A 16,338-nucleotide genomic window follows, 5' to 3' on the forward strand; every position below is an offset into this window, starting at 1 on the left:
TGATGGCGGAATGCCGGTTCTTATAAATCGGTGTGATCCATCACGTAAGGCAAGGGCGTCGTAAGCGACACCCGCTTTACACATCAGGAGATAAACATGACAACACTTTCAACCACATCCAGCGCACGCGATCTGACAGTTGTAGGTTTTTACGCATCCGGAACTCCATTTTCCGGTACCGTAAATGCCGCCTCTCCTCACGAGGCGAAGATCTCTGTGTTAGCTGACCGACGGTATTCTGAAGACGGGGGAGACTTTTATGTCTCCTGCGTCATCGATGAGGCGACAGGACATGTTGTTGATGAAGCTACCAGCGCTTCTGAGACACTACTCCTGACCGAAGTCGATGCAGTAGAGGATCTACTGCAGCAGATGAAGTCAATTTTGCAAGACCCCAAACAGATCATCCTCCCCGAGGGTACCTGCCTGCAGAAGGTTGGTGCATTCATCCAGTTCTTCGATCACTTACTCGCGGACCAGCCAGACGTCTTCTTCGATTTGGCCGGACGCAGCAAGCTGATTACGGATGAAGACATGGAGATCACGTTTGTGGATAGGAAGGGCGCGGAGCATGACTTCGTTCCTTCCGAGGCTTTAGGACGATTGGCGGACCTCGCGTTGCAGCGGCGGTCCACCACAGCAGCAGTGCAGTTGAAGTCGCTGGTACAAGCGGCGGGATCGAATTTCGATGTCGCAGTCCACGATGCATATGGGGAGTACTAGTGGGAGTGAAAAAGGACGGTTCTGGGTAGTTCACCAGGCCGTCCTTTTTTGCTTCTACTCGCGTGTGGGTCATACCTGTTCTGCAATAGCAAACTCAGGAGAAACCACCATGTTACAAAGTAATGACCTCATCGTTGGGTCGAACGGCCAGACAACAGTATGGCGTTTCGGCCGCGGCGCCGAGCTGGAATACCTCGGTATTCACCTCGGAAATTCCCATCTCTTTGCCAAGACACGGACGGAGAATCTGCAAATCACCCTTGAGTGCGAAGATACGCCGGTGGTACTGGCTATGGCAATTGCTGATGAGGCAGCCCCATCGAGCGTCTTTATCGATATGCGCAAAAAGCAGCGCTTCGCCGAAGTCGTCAAGACAAGTCAGTTTGGCCTCGATGAGAACGTCTGGATTGAGCTAGTCACGCCACCCAAGGAATTGGAAATCAAACAGGCCGTTTTATCCAACCACCTCTCTGTATTGGAGTTCTAAATGGATGCACAAGCTATAAAGGCAGTCGTTGAGGCTGCAACCGGTGGCAAGGTGGCTGTCCATTCGATTGCATCACGCAAATCCCTTCCAGGGATTCCCTGTTTTTATGTCCACGCGCAGCAACCGAATATTGAGGCGTCACTATTCATGTCCAGCCCCGATGTGTCGGTCACGATGGAGGTGTACCGACAGCGTGTTGGGTTCGCCTTGAACGCAAACGGCGACTCCATGTGCGTATGGGATATCGGCATGAAGAATGGCTGCACTCTGATGTTCGACCTCGTTATATCAACCATCGATGAGCGCGAGAATGAACTGCGAAGCGTAGCCGACGGGACAATATACCTTATTCAAGACAAGGCATTCGTGCCGCTCATTCAGCGCTGGTGCATTGAAAGCAGCGAGAGCCGAGCATTGAATGAGGTTCAGAAGATGTTCAAGGCCTTCAAGGATCAAGCAAACGAAATTCTCTCCGGCGCCACTCATGATCGGTATCCGGATCTGCTGGCAAAGCTGCGGCAGACCGCCATCTTCTAACCCATAGCCTCCTTTTCATTTACGACCGGGAGGGATTACTGCAAAGACCGATATAGAGAGTAGGGTCCATCTGTTTGGAGCAGGTAATTCCACGCTTCTTATAAATGCCTGTGAGCCATCTCCAATACGTAAAGACAACCGCAAGGTCTTTGCGTCCCTCTCTCTAACTCGGAGTTTTCCATGGCACCAGTCCTCTTCGCTTGCATCGTTACAGGCTCGCTCATTTCCGTACCCGTCGTGAAGGCGCTCCGCAATTACCGGCAATACAAAGACTCGCGTCTTTTCGCTTACTAATCCCGCTGCATTGCAGCCACACCCCAAGAGTCCTTCTCTTGGGGTTTTTCTTCGCCTGAAAAAAAGAAAGCCTCGCTAAGCGAGGCCGAGATTGCGTATCTTGGATCGACTATTTCGTCTTTGCGCGATTTCCAGTTGGATTGATGTGGCTGGCTGTCTTTGTGACGATACGATCGTAGCGCCCCAAGGCTGTCAGATCCGGCTTTGTTTCGTTATTTTTCCAACGATGGATCGTCATGCCGGTCACACCAACATAGTTAGCGATCTCTTCGTTCGAACTGGTCCCAAGCAAACTGCACCAGTCGGACAGGATTTCTGACATCGGCTTATCAAATTTGGCGGCAGCCATCGCTGTCGACTTGCCGTTTTCCTCGAGGAGCGCGCGTGCGCGGACCATTACGTCTTCGGGGACCGTAGCGGTGCGTCCGTAGGTATAGGACGAGAGACGGGGCAGGCCAATACCCAACATGACGGCAAAGTCTTGATGGCGGAGACCGAGCTTCGCCTTGATATCGACGAGCTCTTGCTGATCGCGAGAAAGTTCCGCTGCGGGTGCAACCGTCTCGCCCTTTTTGCGTCGGCCTTTCGGAGCGGCAGGCTCCTTCTTTACAGGCGGCTCTGACGCAATTTTCTCAGCCTCGTCGAGTTCCCTTTGTGATACGGGAACCAGTGTCACGAAAGGCACCGAGTCAAAGTTGAAAACGCCTGCTTTAGTCAATTTCAGTTCTCCTGTCGTCATAAGTTTGTTGAGTGCATCCGCCATGCGCTTGTTCGCATTCCGCCGATCGATCTCGTCATCGCGGTCTATATCAAGTTGGGCCGAGTTCCCGGTGTCAATCAGATCTTCACCCCTTGCAAGCAGATCATCAAGTGGTTCGTGATTGATGGTGGATTCCATTGTTTCCCGCACGATCTCACGGCAGATGTTATTCGCAATGGCATATACAACGGCATAGATCGCGTCAGCCTCACGTAATTTCGGCAGCATGCGGTCAAAGAACACAAAGGAGACCCTCTGCATAACCTCATCAAATTCATCCAGCGCTACCTTGTTTTTGAGCGCAAGGACGCGGCAGATTTTTCGAACACGCTCTTCGTAATAGAAAGTCTTCGCAAAACGATCGATGAATGCTTTGGATGGATCAGAATAGGTCAGATACTCCTTGCAAAGGAGTTCCAATTTGGATGGCTGAGACCCTGAAGTGAGATCGACGTCGGTATCGATCCGTTCCAGCACCTCGATTTCAGATAGGTTCATTTATATTAGCTATAAGGATCAAATCCATGGCCAATTATAAATTAGCTCGATCACAAGTGTCTATAAACTATATCGAGATTGGTGCATACAGCTTGTATCTAATTGCGTGTTAGATCACTGTCGAAAAAAAACCCGCCTCGGCGGGTCTGTGCATCTTTGTCAGTCATGCAGTACTTGATCGACGATTTTTTCATAGTCCGGAAGCATCGCGCGGAATTCTTCGATCGACTTCGCCTTTTCGGCGCTCTGGTGAATTGCACAGAGAAGGATTTCAAGGCGTTCAGATTCGAAGTCCGTCAGGGCCGCTTTGACCTTCTGATGGCGGGGAGCACCAGTCCGAGTAGTAACGCAGCCACCGACTGCAACACATTGCAAAAAGTCGAGACCCATTGCAATCGCGCCTGGCGTCTGTTTGTTGTTTTCTGCTCCCAAAACCGCCTTCATAAAAACCCCTATTTTTTAGCAATTCAAAAGTAATAATAATTTGACACGCATTGTCCAAATGAAGTTTTTTTCTTATGACGCGTGTTTTGTCGACGGCTTAAGGCACTTGTCATTTCAGATTGCCAAAAGCAGCATGGAACGAATCATATTATGAATAGTTTCCAGAAGGCAAGAGATTTTTATGCAGATGTGTTCGTAAGATGAACATATATTCGTATAATGACTATATGAAATTTTTGCTGTGCAGGAATATATAATCTGCGCATCCATAAAATGCACAATCAAGTAACTCCCGGTATGCAGAAGTCCATTAACCTCAGTAACCCTTTGTCAATCAGCGAAGCATTGTGTGAAATGATGGTTCGCCATGGAGTGGGGCCGCGCCAGCAGACAGGGAAAGTTGCCGAGATACTTGGTCTGAGTCTCTCCCAAGCGCGTCGCATTATGGAGAGGGAAAATAGCGAATGGATCATCGGTCAGCTTGACCAAGTGTTTGCATTTTTCAGTGAGACTTTCACTTTGAGTGTATCTGCCTTCGATGCCGCGTCTACGCCCGAGAATTCGGTTCCTGAAAGCACGGAGGCAGAAGACAACGAAAAACTGCCGGCTACATTGCAGATCGAGAGCCGGGAGTTCGATTGTTTATTCACACCAGGCCCGGCTCATATGCCGCTGGCACAGGCTGACTTTGCCGCGATGTTAGATGACGGCCGCTGGATATTGGTCGAATGCAGCGCCGCGCCATCGGATGCTCGCTTGCGGCCGGTGAAAGGCATCGAGCTGCTTATCAAAGAGCAGAAGAAGCACAGCGTAGCTGTACTTGAAGACGATCGAGGCGCAGCCGACAGTATGGTTGATGTATTGAATGCAATGGGGTTTGACTCTGAAGCATTCTACGATGTTGAGGAACTTGAAGCAGCGCTGGCGCAGAAACAGTTTGATGCATTCGTCGTAGATTGGCTCCTTGGCCAGCGTACATCGGAATCGGTGATACGTTCGGTAAGGGCAAATAGAGGCAAAGCCGTGCCCATACTCTTGCTGACTGGACAACTTGAGACAGGCATGGCTGACGAAGCCGAGCTAGCTAGTGTCGTGAGCAATTACGCAGTCATACCCCATGAGAAGCCATTCCGGCCGATGCTGGTCGCCGCTGCGCTAAACCAGTCCTTGGCGTTATCAAGCGTGGCTTCGTAAGATCGCTGTAAGCGACTAGACGAAGGGTGAGATCAAGCCATGGTGCTAACGCGATTGACGATGCCAGCGGTGTTGATGCGCAGTCACGCTCTGCATTGGTTTAGTGTTGATGCTGCCCGACACTCACGCGCATCGATCTGATGATGCGCGCTCCTAGCATCAGTCTGTTAGCCACTTCGCTGTTACTAAGCGCTGGAAGTGTCACGCCCTTTCTGGCTTCCGCGCAACCATTCAACCCTCTCAATCAGTTCAGTAGGTCCGTGCCTGCCTCGCGCGCAATTGCGGCAGGCGACGTTCTAATCGTTTACCCGAGAATGGAACGCCCTTACAGCGAGATGTTTGAACAGATCATTGCAGGAATTGAGGGGCGTATAGGGGGGCCAGCACGGAAGGTCGTTGTTGATCGCGGAGTGAAGCCAGATAATGCAAGACATGAGCTTGGCCGCCATAATCCTAAAGTCGTCATCCCTCTTGGTAGGGAAGGCATTGAAATGGTCGCGGCAGGCAATCCAGACGTTCCGGTGATCGCAGGGGCTATTCTTCATCCGTCGCCTAGTACAGCAAGGTTCCATACTACGGTAACACTCAATACCGATCCACTGCTATTGTTTGGAAGGTTGAAATCGGTAGCGCCCGCGACGAAGCGGATCATCGTGATCCATGATCCAAATAAGTCGGAGGGCGTGATCCGTGCGGCTAACGATGCTGCAGGTCAGCTAGGGCTTGATCTGACTGTTATCAAAGTAAGAGATAGAAGGTCCGCGGCATGGATGTACGAGGCTGTCTTCTCGTCTATCGATGGCAGCAAGGATGTCGTATGGCTTCCGACTGATACAACAACTGTAGACGATACAGTAATCCTGCCCCTGATATTGGAGCAGTCCTGGAAGAGAAGCTTTCCGGTCATTTCAAGTACTCCCTCCCACATGGAGCGTGGAGTTCTGTTGGCACTTTACCCGGACTACAGCAAAATAGGTAATGCTTTGGGTTCAATTGCCATCGATGCAGTAGGCGGTGGTGCCCGAAATGGCGCCGTGTTCTCCAGACAGGTGCAAGCTGCGGTCAATGAACGAACCGCACGGCATCTGGGACTGAAACTTTCAGACGATCTACGCCGTCAGTTTGATGCGGTTTTCCCCGCCCTGGCGCCATTATCGAGATAAATCATTCATCCATGAAGAAATTACTACGCACAAAGGCTAAAAGGATTCTTCACCTGACTCGCGTCAGGCAGTTGCTATTCTGGATAATCTCTTTATCGATTGTCGGCTTGGCACTTCTATCTGCCGTTGCGAATTCATGGGAGGCCGGTCGCCGGCATGAGGAATTTGTGATCAAGCAGGGCCTGTCGATTGCTGAAGGCTTTGCTGCTCAAAGTAACTTAGCTCTTCTTTATAGGTCCCCCGATAATGGGAAGGCGGCAGCGAACGCGACCCTCTCGCATCCAAGCGTTATTGAAGTGTCCATTGTCGACCTAACGGGGAAACCCGTGCTGACATACAAAAAGGCAGGGCAGCCCTCTGATCCGGAGACTCCGTCGATAATAGGCATTACAAACGCCGAAGCTGCGCTTGAGTACGAAACGCAGGCGGCATGGCATATAACAGCGCCAGTGGTGCATGGCGCAGAGGATAGCCCCTTTGAAATGACGGCACCAAAGAAGGAAGTTCTTGGCCATGTCCGGGTAGCGGTAAGCAAGCAGTCATTATATGAATTGAAACGTCAGTCCATCATTTTCAATGTACTGATCTCGCTGATGTTTGCCGCGGTGCTCTTATGGGTAATTGCCATACTTGCGAGGTACATCGTTCAGCCTCTCGCTCAGATGTCGTCACTCATGAGGGAGGCACAGAGAGGCCGCTCAGGCATAAGAGCCTACATAGACGGACCGCGGGACCTTATCGAGATGAGCACGGCATTCAACAAAATGATGGAGGTCTTGGAGGAGCGCGAGGCTGCCTTGAAGTCTTCGCGAGATGAGGCAACAAAGACTGCAATCGCTAAGTCGCAGTTTGCTGCTACTGTGAGCCATGAGGTACGTACGCCGCTCAATGGCGTCGTCGGCATGTTGGAAATGCTTAGGCAGACGCCTCTGGCAACAAAACAAAGGGAATATGTTGATATCGCATGGAAGTCGTCGCACGCCTTGATTGAATTGACCAGCGACATTCTGGACTTTTCCAAGATTGAAGCTGGAAGACTGGTGCTCAATGAGATTGAATTCGACGTTGATCGCCTCCTTGGTGAAGTGCTAGCTCTTTCTAAACGAAATGCTGTATCTAAAGGCATTAGCCTCCATTACGACCGTTCCATTTTTGTGCCGGATCGGCTGATTGCTGATGAACTTCGCTTGCGGCAAGTACTTTCAAACCTGGTGAGCAATGCTGTCAAATTCACGCCGAGCGGGAGCGTAACCGTGCGGCTGATAGCGTCCGACCACACTGAGGATGGCCTCACACTGCGTTGCGAAGTCCATGACACTGGGATTGGAATTGCATCCGAGGCGCTGTCGCGAATTTTCGAGTCTTATGAACAAGCTTCCGGTACCACCGCATCGCACTTCGGTGGTACCGGACTTGGTCTGTCCATATGTAAGCAACTTGTTCACCTCATGCAAGGCGATATCGGGGTCGACAGCCAGGAAGGTTCTGGTAGCACTTTCTGGTTCACGGTACGCTGTAAGGGCGTTCTTACTCAGTTACGGACGGAACAAGATGAGTTGCTCCCGCAACGCGTTCTGGTAGTAGGAAACGACGATGCAATTAGGGCATTCGTTTCGCAGACCCTGATGGCAAAAGGAATTGCCTGTGACGTTGTAGGCAGTCATGACCAGGCGGTCCTTGATCTGAAACGCGCGATCGGCAGTGAAGTGCCCTATGAGATGTTGATCGTCGATCTGGACACGGTGTACGAATATGCAACCGATCTGGTCCTGCGGATCCGTAGCGACGACCTGTTTTCAAGTTTGAAGATCATGATGATGAGCCGGCATCAAAAGATGCTGGGGCAGAATCAGCATAACGAGGCGTTCATAGGACGACCGCTAACGACCGAGCGGCTGCTCGATGCAATCACAGAGTTGCATAGTTCCGCTGCACATTCTGTTGGCGGCGGCGTCACAACGAATGGCAGCTGGTTGCCAACAGCTAGGCGCATATTGGTAGCCGAGGACAACAGAACGAACCAGGTAGTGGCCGCAGGTATGTTGGAGGCCCTTGGTTGGGATTATGAAATAGCAGTGACCGGTCGCGCAGCGGTGAATGCGGTTATTGATCGTCATTTTGATCTCGTCCTGATGGACTGCAGCATGCCGGATATGGATGGGTATGAGGCAACGACACATATTCGTTCTAATGAATACGAATCCGGCCGAAGAATTCCAATCGTCGCGATGACGGCAAACGCTAGTCCCTCGGATGTGGAGAGATGTCGGTCTGTTGGTATGGACGATCATCTTGCAAAGCCGATGACGCTGGAATCATTGAAGGCTACGCTGGACAGGTATCTGGGCAAGACCAATGGAACGTCTTATTCGGATGAGGCTTTGGGTGCCGATATGGATCAAGCGGGTGATACATCGGTTATTGACCGCGAGGTATTTGGCCGGGTAAGGACATTACTTGGGCCAGCCCTACGCAACTCGATCGAGCACTTCATCGAAGACACTCCCGTTTATCTGAAGCAACTTGAGACTGCATACGCGCAGCAAGCGCTCGAGACAGTTCAGTCATGTGCTCATTCCATCAAAGGTAGTAGCGGCCATCTAGGGCTGAAACAGCTTGGGCAAATGGCGAGGCAGGTAGAGCACCTAATCGGAATTGACCGCGCGACAGAGATTGCCGTGATTATCCCTCAGTTGCGTACTGCTTTCGAGATGGCGGCCGAAGCATTGCAAGCGGAAACTTTCAGCAATGAGTCCAAAGCCGCGCAGGCGCAGCGGCCGAGTATAAACGTCCTAGTCGTAGACGATGATCGTAGTACACGAAATGCGTTACGTGTGACTTTGGAGCATGAAGGTTTCTTCGTCGTTGAAGCTGAGGATGGTGAAAAAGCACTGAGTATGCTTAAGCAGGTCAAACCTGATGTCATCCTGATGGATGGGATTATGCCTGTGATGGATGGCTTCACCGCTTGTGCAAAGCTTCAGGAAACGGCTGTAGGCCGGGCGACGCCTGTGCTGATGGTGACCAGTTTAGAAGACCCCGCCGCAGTTGAGCGTGCGTTGGCCGCAGGAGCAAGCGACTTCATTCCAAAGCCGATCCATTTTGCGGTACTCGCCCAGCGTATTCGACGTATTTTTGAGGCAAACCAAGCGGAACAGGCAGTCAAAGAGTTGGCATCGAATGATCATCTGACCGGCCTTCCCAACCGTGCGATTTTCTTTGAGCAGCTTGGTATGCGAATAGACCATGCGCGCAAGCATTCCGAACGATTTGCGGTCATATATTTGGACCTGGACCGGTTCAAGTACATTAATGACACAATGGGCCATGAGGCCGGCGACCAGGTGCTCACTGCCGTCGCAAATCGTATGAGGCGCACTGTTCTTGGCACGGATTGTGTCGCTCGATTAGGAGGTGATGAGTTCACCGTCGTCCTTTCAGATAGCGACGACCTTTCCAACGTTGCACAGCGAGCGCAGCAGCTTTGCGCTGCCATCTCGCAGGTGAATCAACTCGACGGGGAAGACCTCTATGTAACGGCAAGTGCTGGTATCGCAATTTACCCGGGCGATGGCCAGCAGGCCGGGGAACTCTTGAGACGGGCAGAGACTGCAATGTACTTGGCAAAGAAAAACGGAACCACCTTCCAGTTCTTCGAGAAAGGCATGGAGCATTCCATCTCTGAACAGGTAAGGATGGAGAGCGATCTGCGCCAAGCGATTGACCACAAAGCAATTACATTGTGGTACCAGCCAAAGGTACGTGTCAGTACTGGCGAAGTTATAGGTATGGAGGCACTGGCACGCTGGCACCATCCCGTACGGGGCGCGGTGTCACCTGCGGAATTCATCCCGCTCGCAGAAGAAACGGGGCTCATCTATGCATTGGGTGAACAATTATTGCGTGCAGCGTGCAATCAGATAAAGGATTGGATCAACCTGGGAATGGAGCCACTTCCGGTGTCAGTGAACCTTTCAGCTCGACAAGTGCTGCACGCCGATTTTCTTCAGGTATTGGATGCTGCCCTGATCGACTCTGGGCTGGCGCCGGATCTCCTTGAGCTGGAGATCACAGAAAGCATGCTCATCGAACATCAGGACGCAGTGCGGGAACTATTGGTTAATATAAAGCAACGCGGGGTGAAACTAAGTATCGATGATTTTGGCACCGGATACTCATCACTGAGTTACTTGAAGAACTTTCCCATCAACGCTCTGAAAATCGACCGATCGTTCATTCGCGACGTTCCACACGAGCAGGACGACGCTTCGATTGTGAAAACAATCGTGTCGTTGGCGCATACCTTGAGGCTAGAGGTAGTAGCGGAAGGAGTAGAAACGGATGTCCAACTGGACTTTTTGAAGGGGATTGGCTGCGAGGTCATTCAAGGCTACCTTTTCGGGCGTCCAATGAGTCCCGAGGTGTTTTATACCACCGTGGTTGAAAAGAATAGCGTAAGGGCGTGAATTGCCTCTTTGCCAATTGAGCATTGAATAACTATAAGCGATTCTCCATAGAATAAATGCTCATATGGAATAAAGCGGGTGCCAATGTGTGATAATGTTTCCTTAAGGTAACTTCTGTTGGTGCTAGGTAATGTCCTGAAATCTTCGTAAGTGGCTTCAGTATGAAAAACGTCTTCAAAACTCGTAGTGGACTGGTCGGTGCATTGAGCTTGGCAGGTGTGGCGGTTGCCGGCAGCTGTGTGAGCTATGTGTTGCTCTCCACTCCCTGTGCAGATTTCGATTTTCATACAGCGAGGAGCCGTGCGATTGTTAGCGCTACCCAATATCAGCTGGCCATCGAACAACTTGGTACTGCGCTCTATCGCAGCGGTAGTGATCCCACGGTGGCAAAGGCAGCTATTGATCGCTGCATCCGGGAACTGCGTTCTGCCTATACTGAACTGACGAGTCCCAAAGCGTTGGGGGCTGTGTCCTATGTGTCGGACGATGTGAAATACCAACTCGTCCAACTTGGCGCCGTCATGGATCACCTCGTTAGGGAAATCCGTGCGAATCCTTCGCCTGACATGGATGAAACGCTTCTGGTTCGGTTTGAGGAAGTGCATCAAAAGATTGATGCAGTCGCGGAAAAAATACGTGCTTCCGGTAGCAAAGATCATTCTTTGATTGAACATATATCGATGCGTCAACAGGTTGAACTCGTTGCAGTTCAATTGCTGTGGTGGTCGTTAATGCTTTCCATTGCTTATCACCTTATGCGTTCGGCAAAGGCACGCAATGAGCCCAGGCCTGAGCCACAGGATGCGCAACGGTCTGATGACAAGGTGACGCAGCTCTACGAGGAGCGTATTCGTAAAGCTGAAGCAGCCATCATGGCGAAAAATATGTTCTTTGCCACGATTAGCCATGAACTCCGGTCGCCGCTACAGGCGATCACAGCTTCTATTGATGCGCTCGCGGTTCGTGCACGTAATGACAAGGATCGGGAGGCGATTGAGCGCCTTGAAGTTGCGGCGGGCCAGCTCGAAGCGCAAATGAAAGATCTGACGGATTATGCGCGCCTTGATGCGGGAAAGATGCAATTACGTCCTGGTGATTTCAACCCAACAGATTTGCTTCGGAAACTGGTTTCCAATTTCCAGACGGCGGCAAAGCAGAAGAATCAGCGCTTTATCACGGACTTCCGACACGGCAATGTGAAGATCCATTCGGACGCCTACCGATTCCAGCAGATCGCGACGAACCTCATTTCAAATGCTGTGAAATATGGCGGCGAGGGTGAGGTAACTGTTCGCTTGCTCTTTGTCGATCAAGAAAACGGTCCGGTCATGATGCGACTGACGGTTGAAGATCAGGGATCAGGCTTTACCCAGCAGCAGGCAGAAACGCTTTTTGAGCCATTTACCCAGATTGACCAATCGAATACGCGTAGGCAGGAAGGGGCAGGGATGGGCTTGGCGATCGTGAAACGGTTGGTCGAGTTGATGGGTGGGTCGATCAAGGCAGTCGCGCAACCAGGGCAGGGCGGCCGCTTCGAAGTCAGGGTGCCCGTACAGATTGTGGCAGAAGATGCCGATTCAAACGTCGAGGCAGCCAAGTTTGGGTCATTCCAACATACACAGCCTGCCCCCTATGGAGCGGCGGCGACGCTTGGCGGACGTGGCGCGAATGTAATACCGGGGAAGAGACGAATACTGCTTGTCGACGATCGGGCCGATATACGGAAGTCGGTCAAGGACCTACTCGAAAGCATGGACTATGACTGTGAGCTTTCTGACGGCGCCTACGATGCCTTGAAGAAGATGGCGAATCGCTCGTATGACGCAATCCTTCTGGACATTCAGATGCCTGATCTGGATGGCTTCGGGGTCGCGCAGCAGGTGAGGGATTCCGACGGGCCGAACAAATATGCCCCTATCGTCGCAATCACGGCGCAGGCGGACCATTTAAGCACTCCTGAGAAGCGACAGGTTTTTGACGGTTATCTTGTGAAGCCAGTCAGATATGCGCCGCTCCATGCGACACTGAGGGAAGTCATCCGCGCAGCGCAAGGGACAAAGAGGGCGGTATCTGACGTGGTCTAGCCAAGCCAGGTCAGTGACGAGAAGATCAGGCTGTATCGTAATCTGAAGCCGGCGCCCGGCCGAAGTTGAGTTCGTAAAAATGCCCTTGACCGAAGTCAAGGGCACCAAACTACATAGTTAGCACGAAATTCGCATCGAAGACCGTTGGGGATGCTGCAGGCATGTGAATGGGCGGTTTTGCGAGCTGGAACAGTGCAGGGCTGATGTCTTCCTGTTGCGTTGCTGTTACCCGAATGACTTCAGATCCCTTTTTCCGAAACGATTCAATTTCCGCTTCAGTCATCTGTTGGCCTTTGGCGGCAAGCAATGCATCATAGTCGACCGCTCCCTTGCGGGTAACGCGCACTACGGAGACGCCTGCGCCATCCTTTCTTGGTTCGCCCGGATCTAAGCAGGCTACAAGATTCGCTCGCGCAGCTTCTTCTTGTGCCTTGGCTACCTCTAGTGCCTGGTTGGCTTTCAACCAGAATGCAGCGGCCGTAGCCCACTCGTCGGTTTCCCATCGACCATTACAGACCTTTTCCCAGAAGAGGGCAGCAGTCTCGAGCAGTCGGTCAATCTTGGCCTGGTCACGGCGAACTTCGAGAAGCTTACCGTGCTGGCCATCGAAAGAGTAATAGTGTGCCAGATCGATTCCTGCAACGTGGATCTGTTGTTGTACCTGATCCATGTAAAAGGGAGGGACTATGCCGGCCAATGCCATCTGATGAGCTTTTTCGCCTGGACATTTGACTTCGAGTACCAGATCGAACGTGGGGGCAACGCCGTCGTATGACGCCCGCATGAACGGGTGCGTTGTACATTCTGCGATGAGAGGAACCATAATGTTACCAGTCTCCTTTTCATAGCATGCGCGAGCGATGGGTTCTAGCTTCCGCCCACGTGCCATTGCCGGGTTGTCCGGCGGTGGCGACATGAGCCTGCGTTTCTGCAGATAGAGTGCGTAAGGCGTGGAAAGAGGGGAGACCCCCATGATAACCGGAGCATCTGAGGAACCGATGCCCTGAAGTCGCCATTCCAGCCATTCCTGTGACCCCTGTACGGCTGCGGGCCCGGAAATGATTTTCATAGCCATTGTGTGTTTCTCCTGATTGGTTGTGCCGGTGAAGGCGCCAAGCGAGCGAAAGCCTGACCTACAGCAATGAAAAACAGGCGAAATGAAAAGACCTTGACGCTTCGCACTTACTATCCGGACAAGATGTCTTAGTCGAGTGACGAACATCGACTGGCGGCACAGATCACGGACTCTGCATTCAACCTCGAATACTGAGCCGAGTCAGAAAGAAAAAAGCCCGCCAGTTGGGCGGGCATTGTTGTCAGTCATGGAGCAGCTTCTGCCATCCTATGCGGTCCATGTAAACGTTACAGCCGAATCGTATAGGTATTTGCCACTCTGTCATGAAGTGCTCTCTTCTGTTTCGAGAAGGCCGCCAGAATAAACCCGATTCCGAAGATAAAGCAGCATCCGACTTTCGCACCGAATCGCAGAGATGCACGGTTGAAGGAGATTCTTGCACCCTGATCACCGATGACCGCAATTCCGAATGCCTTCTTACCTAACGTTGCCTGCATGGGAGATGACTCCATTGCGGCAAAGTATAGCCAAGCGCCAAGGATATAGATCACCAAGCCAAGGATCACCCCAAATTCACCAAACAGGACCGTGGTACAAAAAAAGGAAACTGTCGCAATTCCAAAGACAAGGATCATATCTAGGGTTGCTGCTCCAAGTCTCGGCCAAAAGCCAGCATACGACTCAACTGGCATATTCTCCGACCTACTCATGGCAGGTTATCCAGGAACGACAAGCTCGCCAGGATCTCCGAGCGATTCTGTGACTGGCCGGTATCGAGGGACCGATTGGCAGCGCTTGGATTATGCTTAGTTTCCAAATCGGGCTGCCCGACAGCACCGGTATTTGCCATCTCGGAGTGCATAGGGGCGTTAGGATTGCTTGCCGAGTGGAGACTGTGCTCACTCCTCTCTGTTCCATCCATCGAACCGTCATGCTGGTGCTCACCGAGTTGGTTTCCGGATGCAGCAGGTGCAGTTGGCGCCGGCCGAAGGCTACGCTTTGTCGGCTGTACCGCCTTAGGTACAGCCCGTTTTGCAATACGTTTTACTGGACTCGGTCCTTGGCCCAGTATTTCAGAAACCGCCGCGTCGAGGGTGCCCGATTCCTTGTGGCTTACGAACCAATCATAAATAACCGTACGGATAAGGGTTGATTCAGTCCGATAGGGGAGGGAGCTAAAGAACTCAAGTAACCCCGGGCAAGCCTCTTCAGTGTAGACCACTGATACAGGGCGTCTGGTCGTGTTCGGATCAAACACCTTCATGAGACTAGACATGGGCCGGTTCCTTTGATTCGGCCATCGAACGCTTCAACTGTACGCTCTTCCCGTAGCGGCAATAACCTTCTGCCACTGCCATTCGTGGCCTTTCTACCATTTTGACGTTCTGCCAGTCCGCATGCAGTCTGTCCTTCATAATCATGGCGCCTCCTCCAGCCAACAGAATACCGTCCAAGGAAGCGGCATCACTAGCTAAGAGCGCGGTCGCCTTTGCGGTGATTCTCGCGGCCACATGGCTAAGGGCGGCTTCCACCTCTGCACTGATATCTTTCTCTCCAAAGTGGAAGATGGTTCTAGTCTGCAGCGCTTGTTCACAATCCAAAAGAGAAACCTTGTATCCCTTTCCAGTCAGAGTCTTCATGAGGTGGTCTGTTGCCACATTCATTCCTTCGCAACTGGCCGCCTTGCTCTCGATGTACGTGTTTTCCCGCATCAGGAGGAAATCCGTTGTGAAATGGCCGACATCAATGACGGCCCAAGACTTCGTGCGCCCGTTGGCGCTGCGGATATTGTCCTTGAGCGGAAGGCCGTCAGCATCGAGAAGAAACGAAAGATAGGCGCCAAGTGGCTGGCTCAGCGCCTTAACTTCGCCTTTGACGATCGACTGGGTGACCTTCTCGAGTTCCTCTCGTTGGTGAGCGAAGAGTGCTGCCGGCGTACCCACTACAACGTATGGATCAGCAAGTCCGGGTACGCACAGTACGCCTAGTCGCTTCATGGCCGACATAACGAGGGCTTTGTACTCGTCACCCCTGATCCAGTCATCCGAGAGCCCTGCAGACATCGTCGCTCCGCCCTGGAGGCGTGCTGTCTCTCCTGTGAAATAGTCTTTTCCGTTCACAGTGACTGTTTCCAGTTCTGCGGCAACTGCCGCTTGTTCAAGCGTAATAGGAATTGCCAATGACACGGCTGATGCGAAGCTCAACGGATACTTCTTTCCCTCGGCGTATGCAACTGCCTTGACTGCGCTGCGACCAATGTCCAAACCGATTACCGTCCGTTGATTCATATCGTCCTCTCAAAATTAAGGTGTATTGAGACTGCAAGTGATGAGCGGATGACCGCGCGGCCATCTGTTATTCCTTCTGTCGTACTGAAAGTTGCGGTGTCCGAATCTTGCAAACAACCGGATGACGGCCGCGGATTGGCTTCAGAAACAGAAACAGAAACAGAAACAGAAACAGAAACAGTTTAGGAAACCGATTCTGTTTCTGTTTCTGTTTCATTCGCTGATAAGTGTACGGAAAGATTCACAACAAGTAAACGGATGGACGCGGTATTATTACGGTCAGCACAAACGCATATTGCATGGGCAACCCCCCCCGAGATGCCCT

The 16,338-nt window shown here is 51.9% G+C and carries 13 protein-coding genes; 7 read left to right on the top strand and 6 right to left on the bottom strand.

Translation table 11 applies throughout. From position 1 onward, the window contains the following. Nucleotides 1–96: 96 nt before the first annotated feature. The 3 genes from RY831_RS14610 to RY831_RS14620 all read left to right on the top strand — a co-directional run bounded on the left by RY831_RS14610 (nt 97) and on the right by RY831_RS14620 (nt 1,747). Nucleotides 97–723 (top strand): hypothetical protein, encoded by a 627-nt coding sequence (locus RY831_RS14610; protein WP_326507099.1) that lies wholly within the window; start codon nt 97–99, stop codon nt 721–723. 109 nt (nt 724–832) lie between these two features. Next, on the top strand, nt 833–1,210 hold the full coding sequence (locus RY831_RS14615) for a hypothetical protein (protein WP_326507100.1): 378 nt from the start codon (nt 833–835) through the stop codon (nt 1,208–1,210). Beyond that, on the top strand, nt 1,211–1,747 hold the full coding sequence (locus tag RY831_RS14620; protein WP_326507101.1) for a hypothetical protein: 537 nt from the start codon (nt 1,211–1,213) through the stop codon (nt 1,745–1,747). Nucleotides 1,748–2,150: 403 nt separating this feature from the next. Here RY831_RS14620 and RY831_RS14625 read toward each other — a convergent pair whose 3' ends face one another. Further along, nucleotides 2,151–3,299 (bottom strand): hypothetical protein, encoded by a 1,149-nt coding sequence (locus RY831_RS14625; RefSeq protein WP_326507102.1) that lies wholly within the window; start codon nt 3,297–3,299, stop codon nt 2,151–2,153. 159 nt (nt 3,300–3,458) lie between these two features. Next, nucleotides 3,459–3,743, bottom strand: coding sequence for a hypothetical protein (locus RY831_RS14630; protein WP_326507103.1), 285 nt, complete (start codon nt 3,741–3,743; stop codon nt 3,459–3,461). A gap of 273 nt (nt 3,744–4,016) precedes the next feature. Here RY831_RS14630 and RY831_RS14635 point away from each other — a divergent pair, with 273 nt between their 5' ends. The 4 genes from RY831_RS14635 (at nt 4,017) to RY831_RS14650 (ending at nt 12,650) form a co-directional block, all read left to right on the top strand. Next, nucleotides 4,017–4,937, top strand: a complete 921-nt coding sequence (locus RY831_RS14635) for a helix-turn-helix domain-containing protein (RefSeq protein WP_326507104.1) — start codon at nt 4,017–4,019, stop codon at nt 4,935–4,937. 314 nt (nt 4,938–5,251) lie between these two features. Next, nucleotides 5,252–6,100 (top strand): ABC transporter substrate binding protein, encoded by an 849-nt coding sequence (locus RY831_RS14640; protein WP_326507105.1) that lies wholly within the window; start codon nt 5,252–5,254, stop codon nt 6,098–6,100. 11 nt (nt 6,101–6,111) lie between these two features. Beyond that, on the top strand, nt 6,112–10,566 hold the full coding sequence (locus RY831_RS14645; protein ID WP_326507106.1) for an EAL domain-containing protein: 4,455 nt from the start codon (nt 6,112–6,114) through the stop codon (nt 10,564–10,566). 161 nt (nt 10,567–10,727) lie between these two features. Beyond that, a complete protein-coding gene (locus RY831_RS14650) occupies nt 10,728–12,650 on the top strand; it encodes an ATP-binding response regulator (RefSeq protein WP_326507107.1) in 1,923 nt (640 codons plus the stop codon). Nucleotides 12,651–12,759: 109 nt separating this feature from the next. Here the strand turns inward: RY831_RS14650 and RY831_RS14655 are convergent, their stop codons facing one another. The 4 genes from RY831_RS14655 to RY831_RS14670 form a co-directional block, all read right to left on the bottom strand. Further along, on the bottom strand, nt 12,760–13,725 hold the full coding sequence (locus tag RY831_RS14655; protein WP_326507108.1) for a YqaJ viral recombinase family nuclease: 966 nt from the start codon (nt 13,723–13,725) through the stop codon (nt 12,760–12,762). A gap of 287 nt (nt 13,726–14,012) precedes the next feature. Continuing rightward, on the bottom strand, nt 14,013–14,435 hold the full coding sequence (locus tag RY831_RS14660; RefSeq protein ID WP_326507109.1) for an RDD family protein: 423 nt from the start codon (nt 14,433–14,435) through the stop codon (nt 14,013–14,015). Next, nucleotides 14,432–15,001 carry a hypothetical protein gene (locus tag RY831_RS14665; RefSeq protein WP_326507110.1) on the bottom strand — a complete coding sequence of 190 codons (570 nt, stop codon included), beginning with the start codon at nt 14,999–15,001 and terminating at the stop codon, nt 14,432–14,434. The genes RY831_RS14660 and RY831_RS14665 overlap by 4 nt, the downstream gene beginning before the upstream one ends. Continuing rightward, nucleotides 14,994–16,013 (bottom strand): ParM/StbA family protein, encoded by a 1,020-nt coding sequence (locus RY831_RS14670; RefSeq protein WP_326507111.1) that lies wholly within the window; start codon nt 16,011–16,013, stop codon nt 14,994–14,996. The genes RY831_RS14665 and RY831_RS14670 overlap by 8 nt, the downstream gene beginning before the upstream one ends. Between the last annotated feature and the right edge of the window lie 325 nt (nt 16,014–16,338).

The sequence above is a fragment of the Noviherbaspirillum album genome (assembly GCF_035916955.1).
GTDB classification, from domain to species: Bacteria; Pseudomonadota; Gammaproteobacteria; order Burkholderiales; family Burkholderiaceae_D; genus Noviherbaspirillum; species Noviherbaspirillum album.

What these genes read in the sequence shown, in the direction of transcription:
- RY831_RS14610 (WP_326507099.1), top strand. Translation starts at nt 97, where the DNA reads ATGACAACACTTTCAACCACATCCAGCGCACGCGATCTGACAGTTGTA.
- RY831_RS14615 (WP_326507100.1), top strand. Translation starts at nt 833, where the DNA reads ATGTTACAAAGTAATGACCTCATCGTTGGGTCGAACGGCCAGACAACA.
- RY831_RS14620 (WP_326507101.1), top strand. Translation starts at nt 1,211, where the DNA reads ATGGATGCACAAGCTATAAAGGCAGTCGTTGAGGCTGCAACCGGTGGC.
- RY831_RS14625 (WP_326507102.1), bottom strand. Translation starts at nt 3,299, where the DNA reads ATGAACCTATCTGAAATCGAGGTGCTGGAACGGATCGATACCGACGTC.
- RY831_RS14630 (WP_326507103.1), bottom strand. Translation starts at nt 3,743, where the DNA reads ATGAAGGCGGTTTTGGGAGCAGAAAACAACAAACAGACGCCAGGCGCG.
- RY831_RS14635 (WP_326507104.1), top strand. Translation starts at nt 4,017, where the DNA reads ATGCACAATCAAGTAACTCCCGGTATGCAGAAGTCCATTAACCTCAGT.
- RY831_RS14640 (WP_326507105.1), top strand. Translation starts at nt 5,252, where the DNA reads ATGGAACGCCCTTACAGCGAGATGTTTGAACAGATCATTGCAGGAATT.
- RY831_RS14645 (WP_326507106.1), top strand. Translation starts at nt 6,112, where the DNA reads ATGAAGAAATTACTACGCACAAAGGCTAAAAGGATTCTTCACCTGACT.
- RY831_RS14650 (WP_326507107.1), top strand. Translation starts at nt 10,728, where the DNA reads ATGAAAAACGTCTTCAAAACTCGTAGTGGACTGGTCGGTGCATTGAGC.
- RY831_RS14655 (WP_326507108.1), bottom strand. Translation starts at nt 13,725, where the DNA reads ATGGCTATGAAAATCATTTCCGGGCCCGCAGCCGTACAGGGGTCACAG.
- RY831_RS14660 (WP_326507109.1), bottom strand. Translation starts at nt 14,435, where the DNA reads ATGAGTAGGTCGGAGAATATGCCAGTTGAGTCGTATGCTGGCTTTTGG.
- RY831_RS14665 (WP_326507110.1), bottom strand. Translation starts at nt 15,001, where the DNA reads ATGTCTAGTCTCATGAAGGTGTTTGATCCGAACACGACCAGACGCCCT.
- RY831_RS14670 (WP_326507111.1), bottom strand. Translation starts at nt 16,013, where the DNA reads ATGAATCAACGGACGGTAATCGGTTTGGACATTGGTCGCAGCGCAGTC.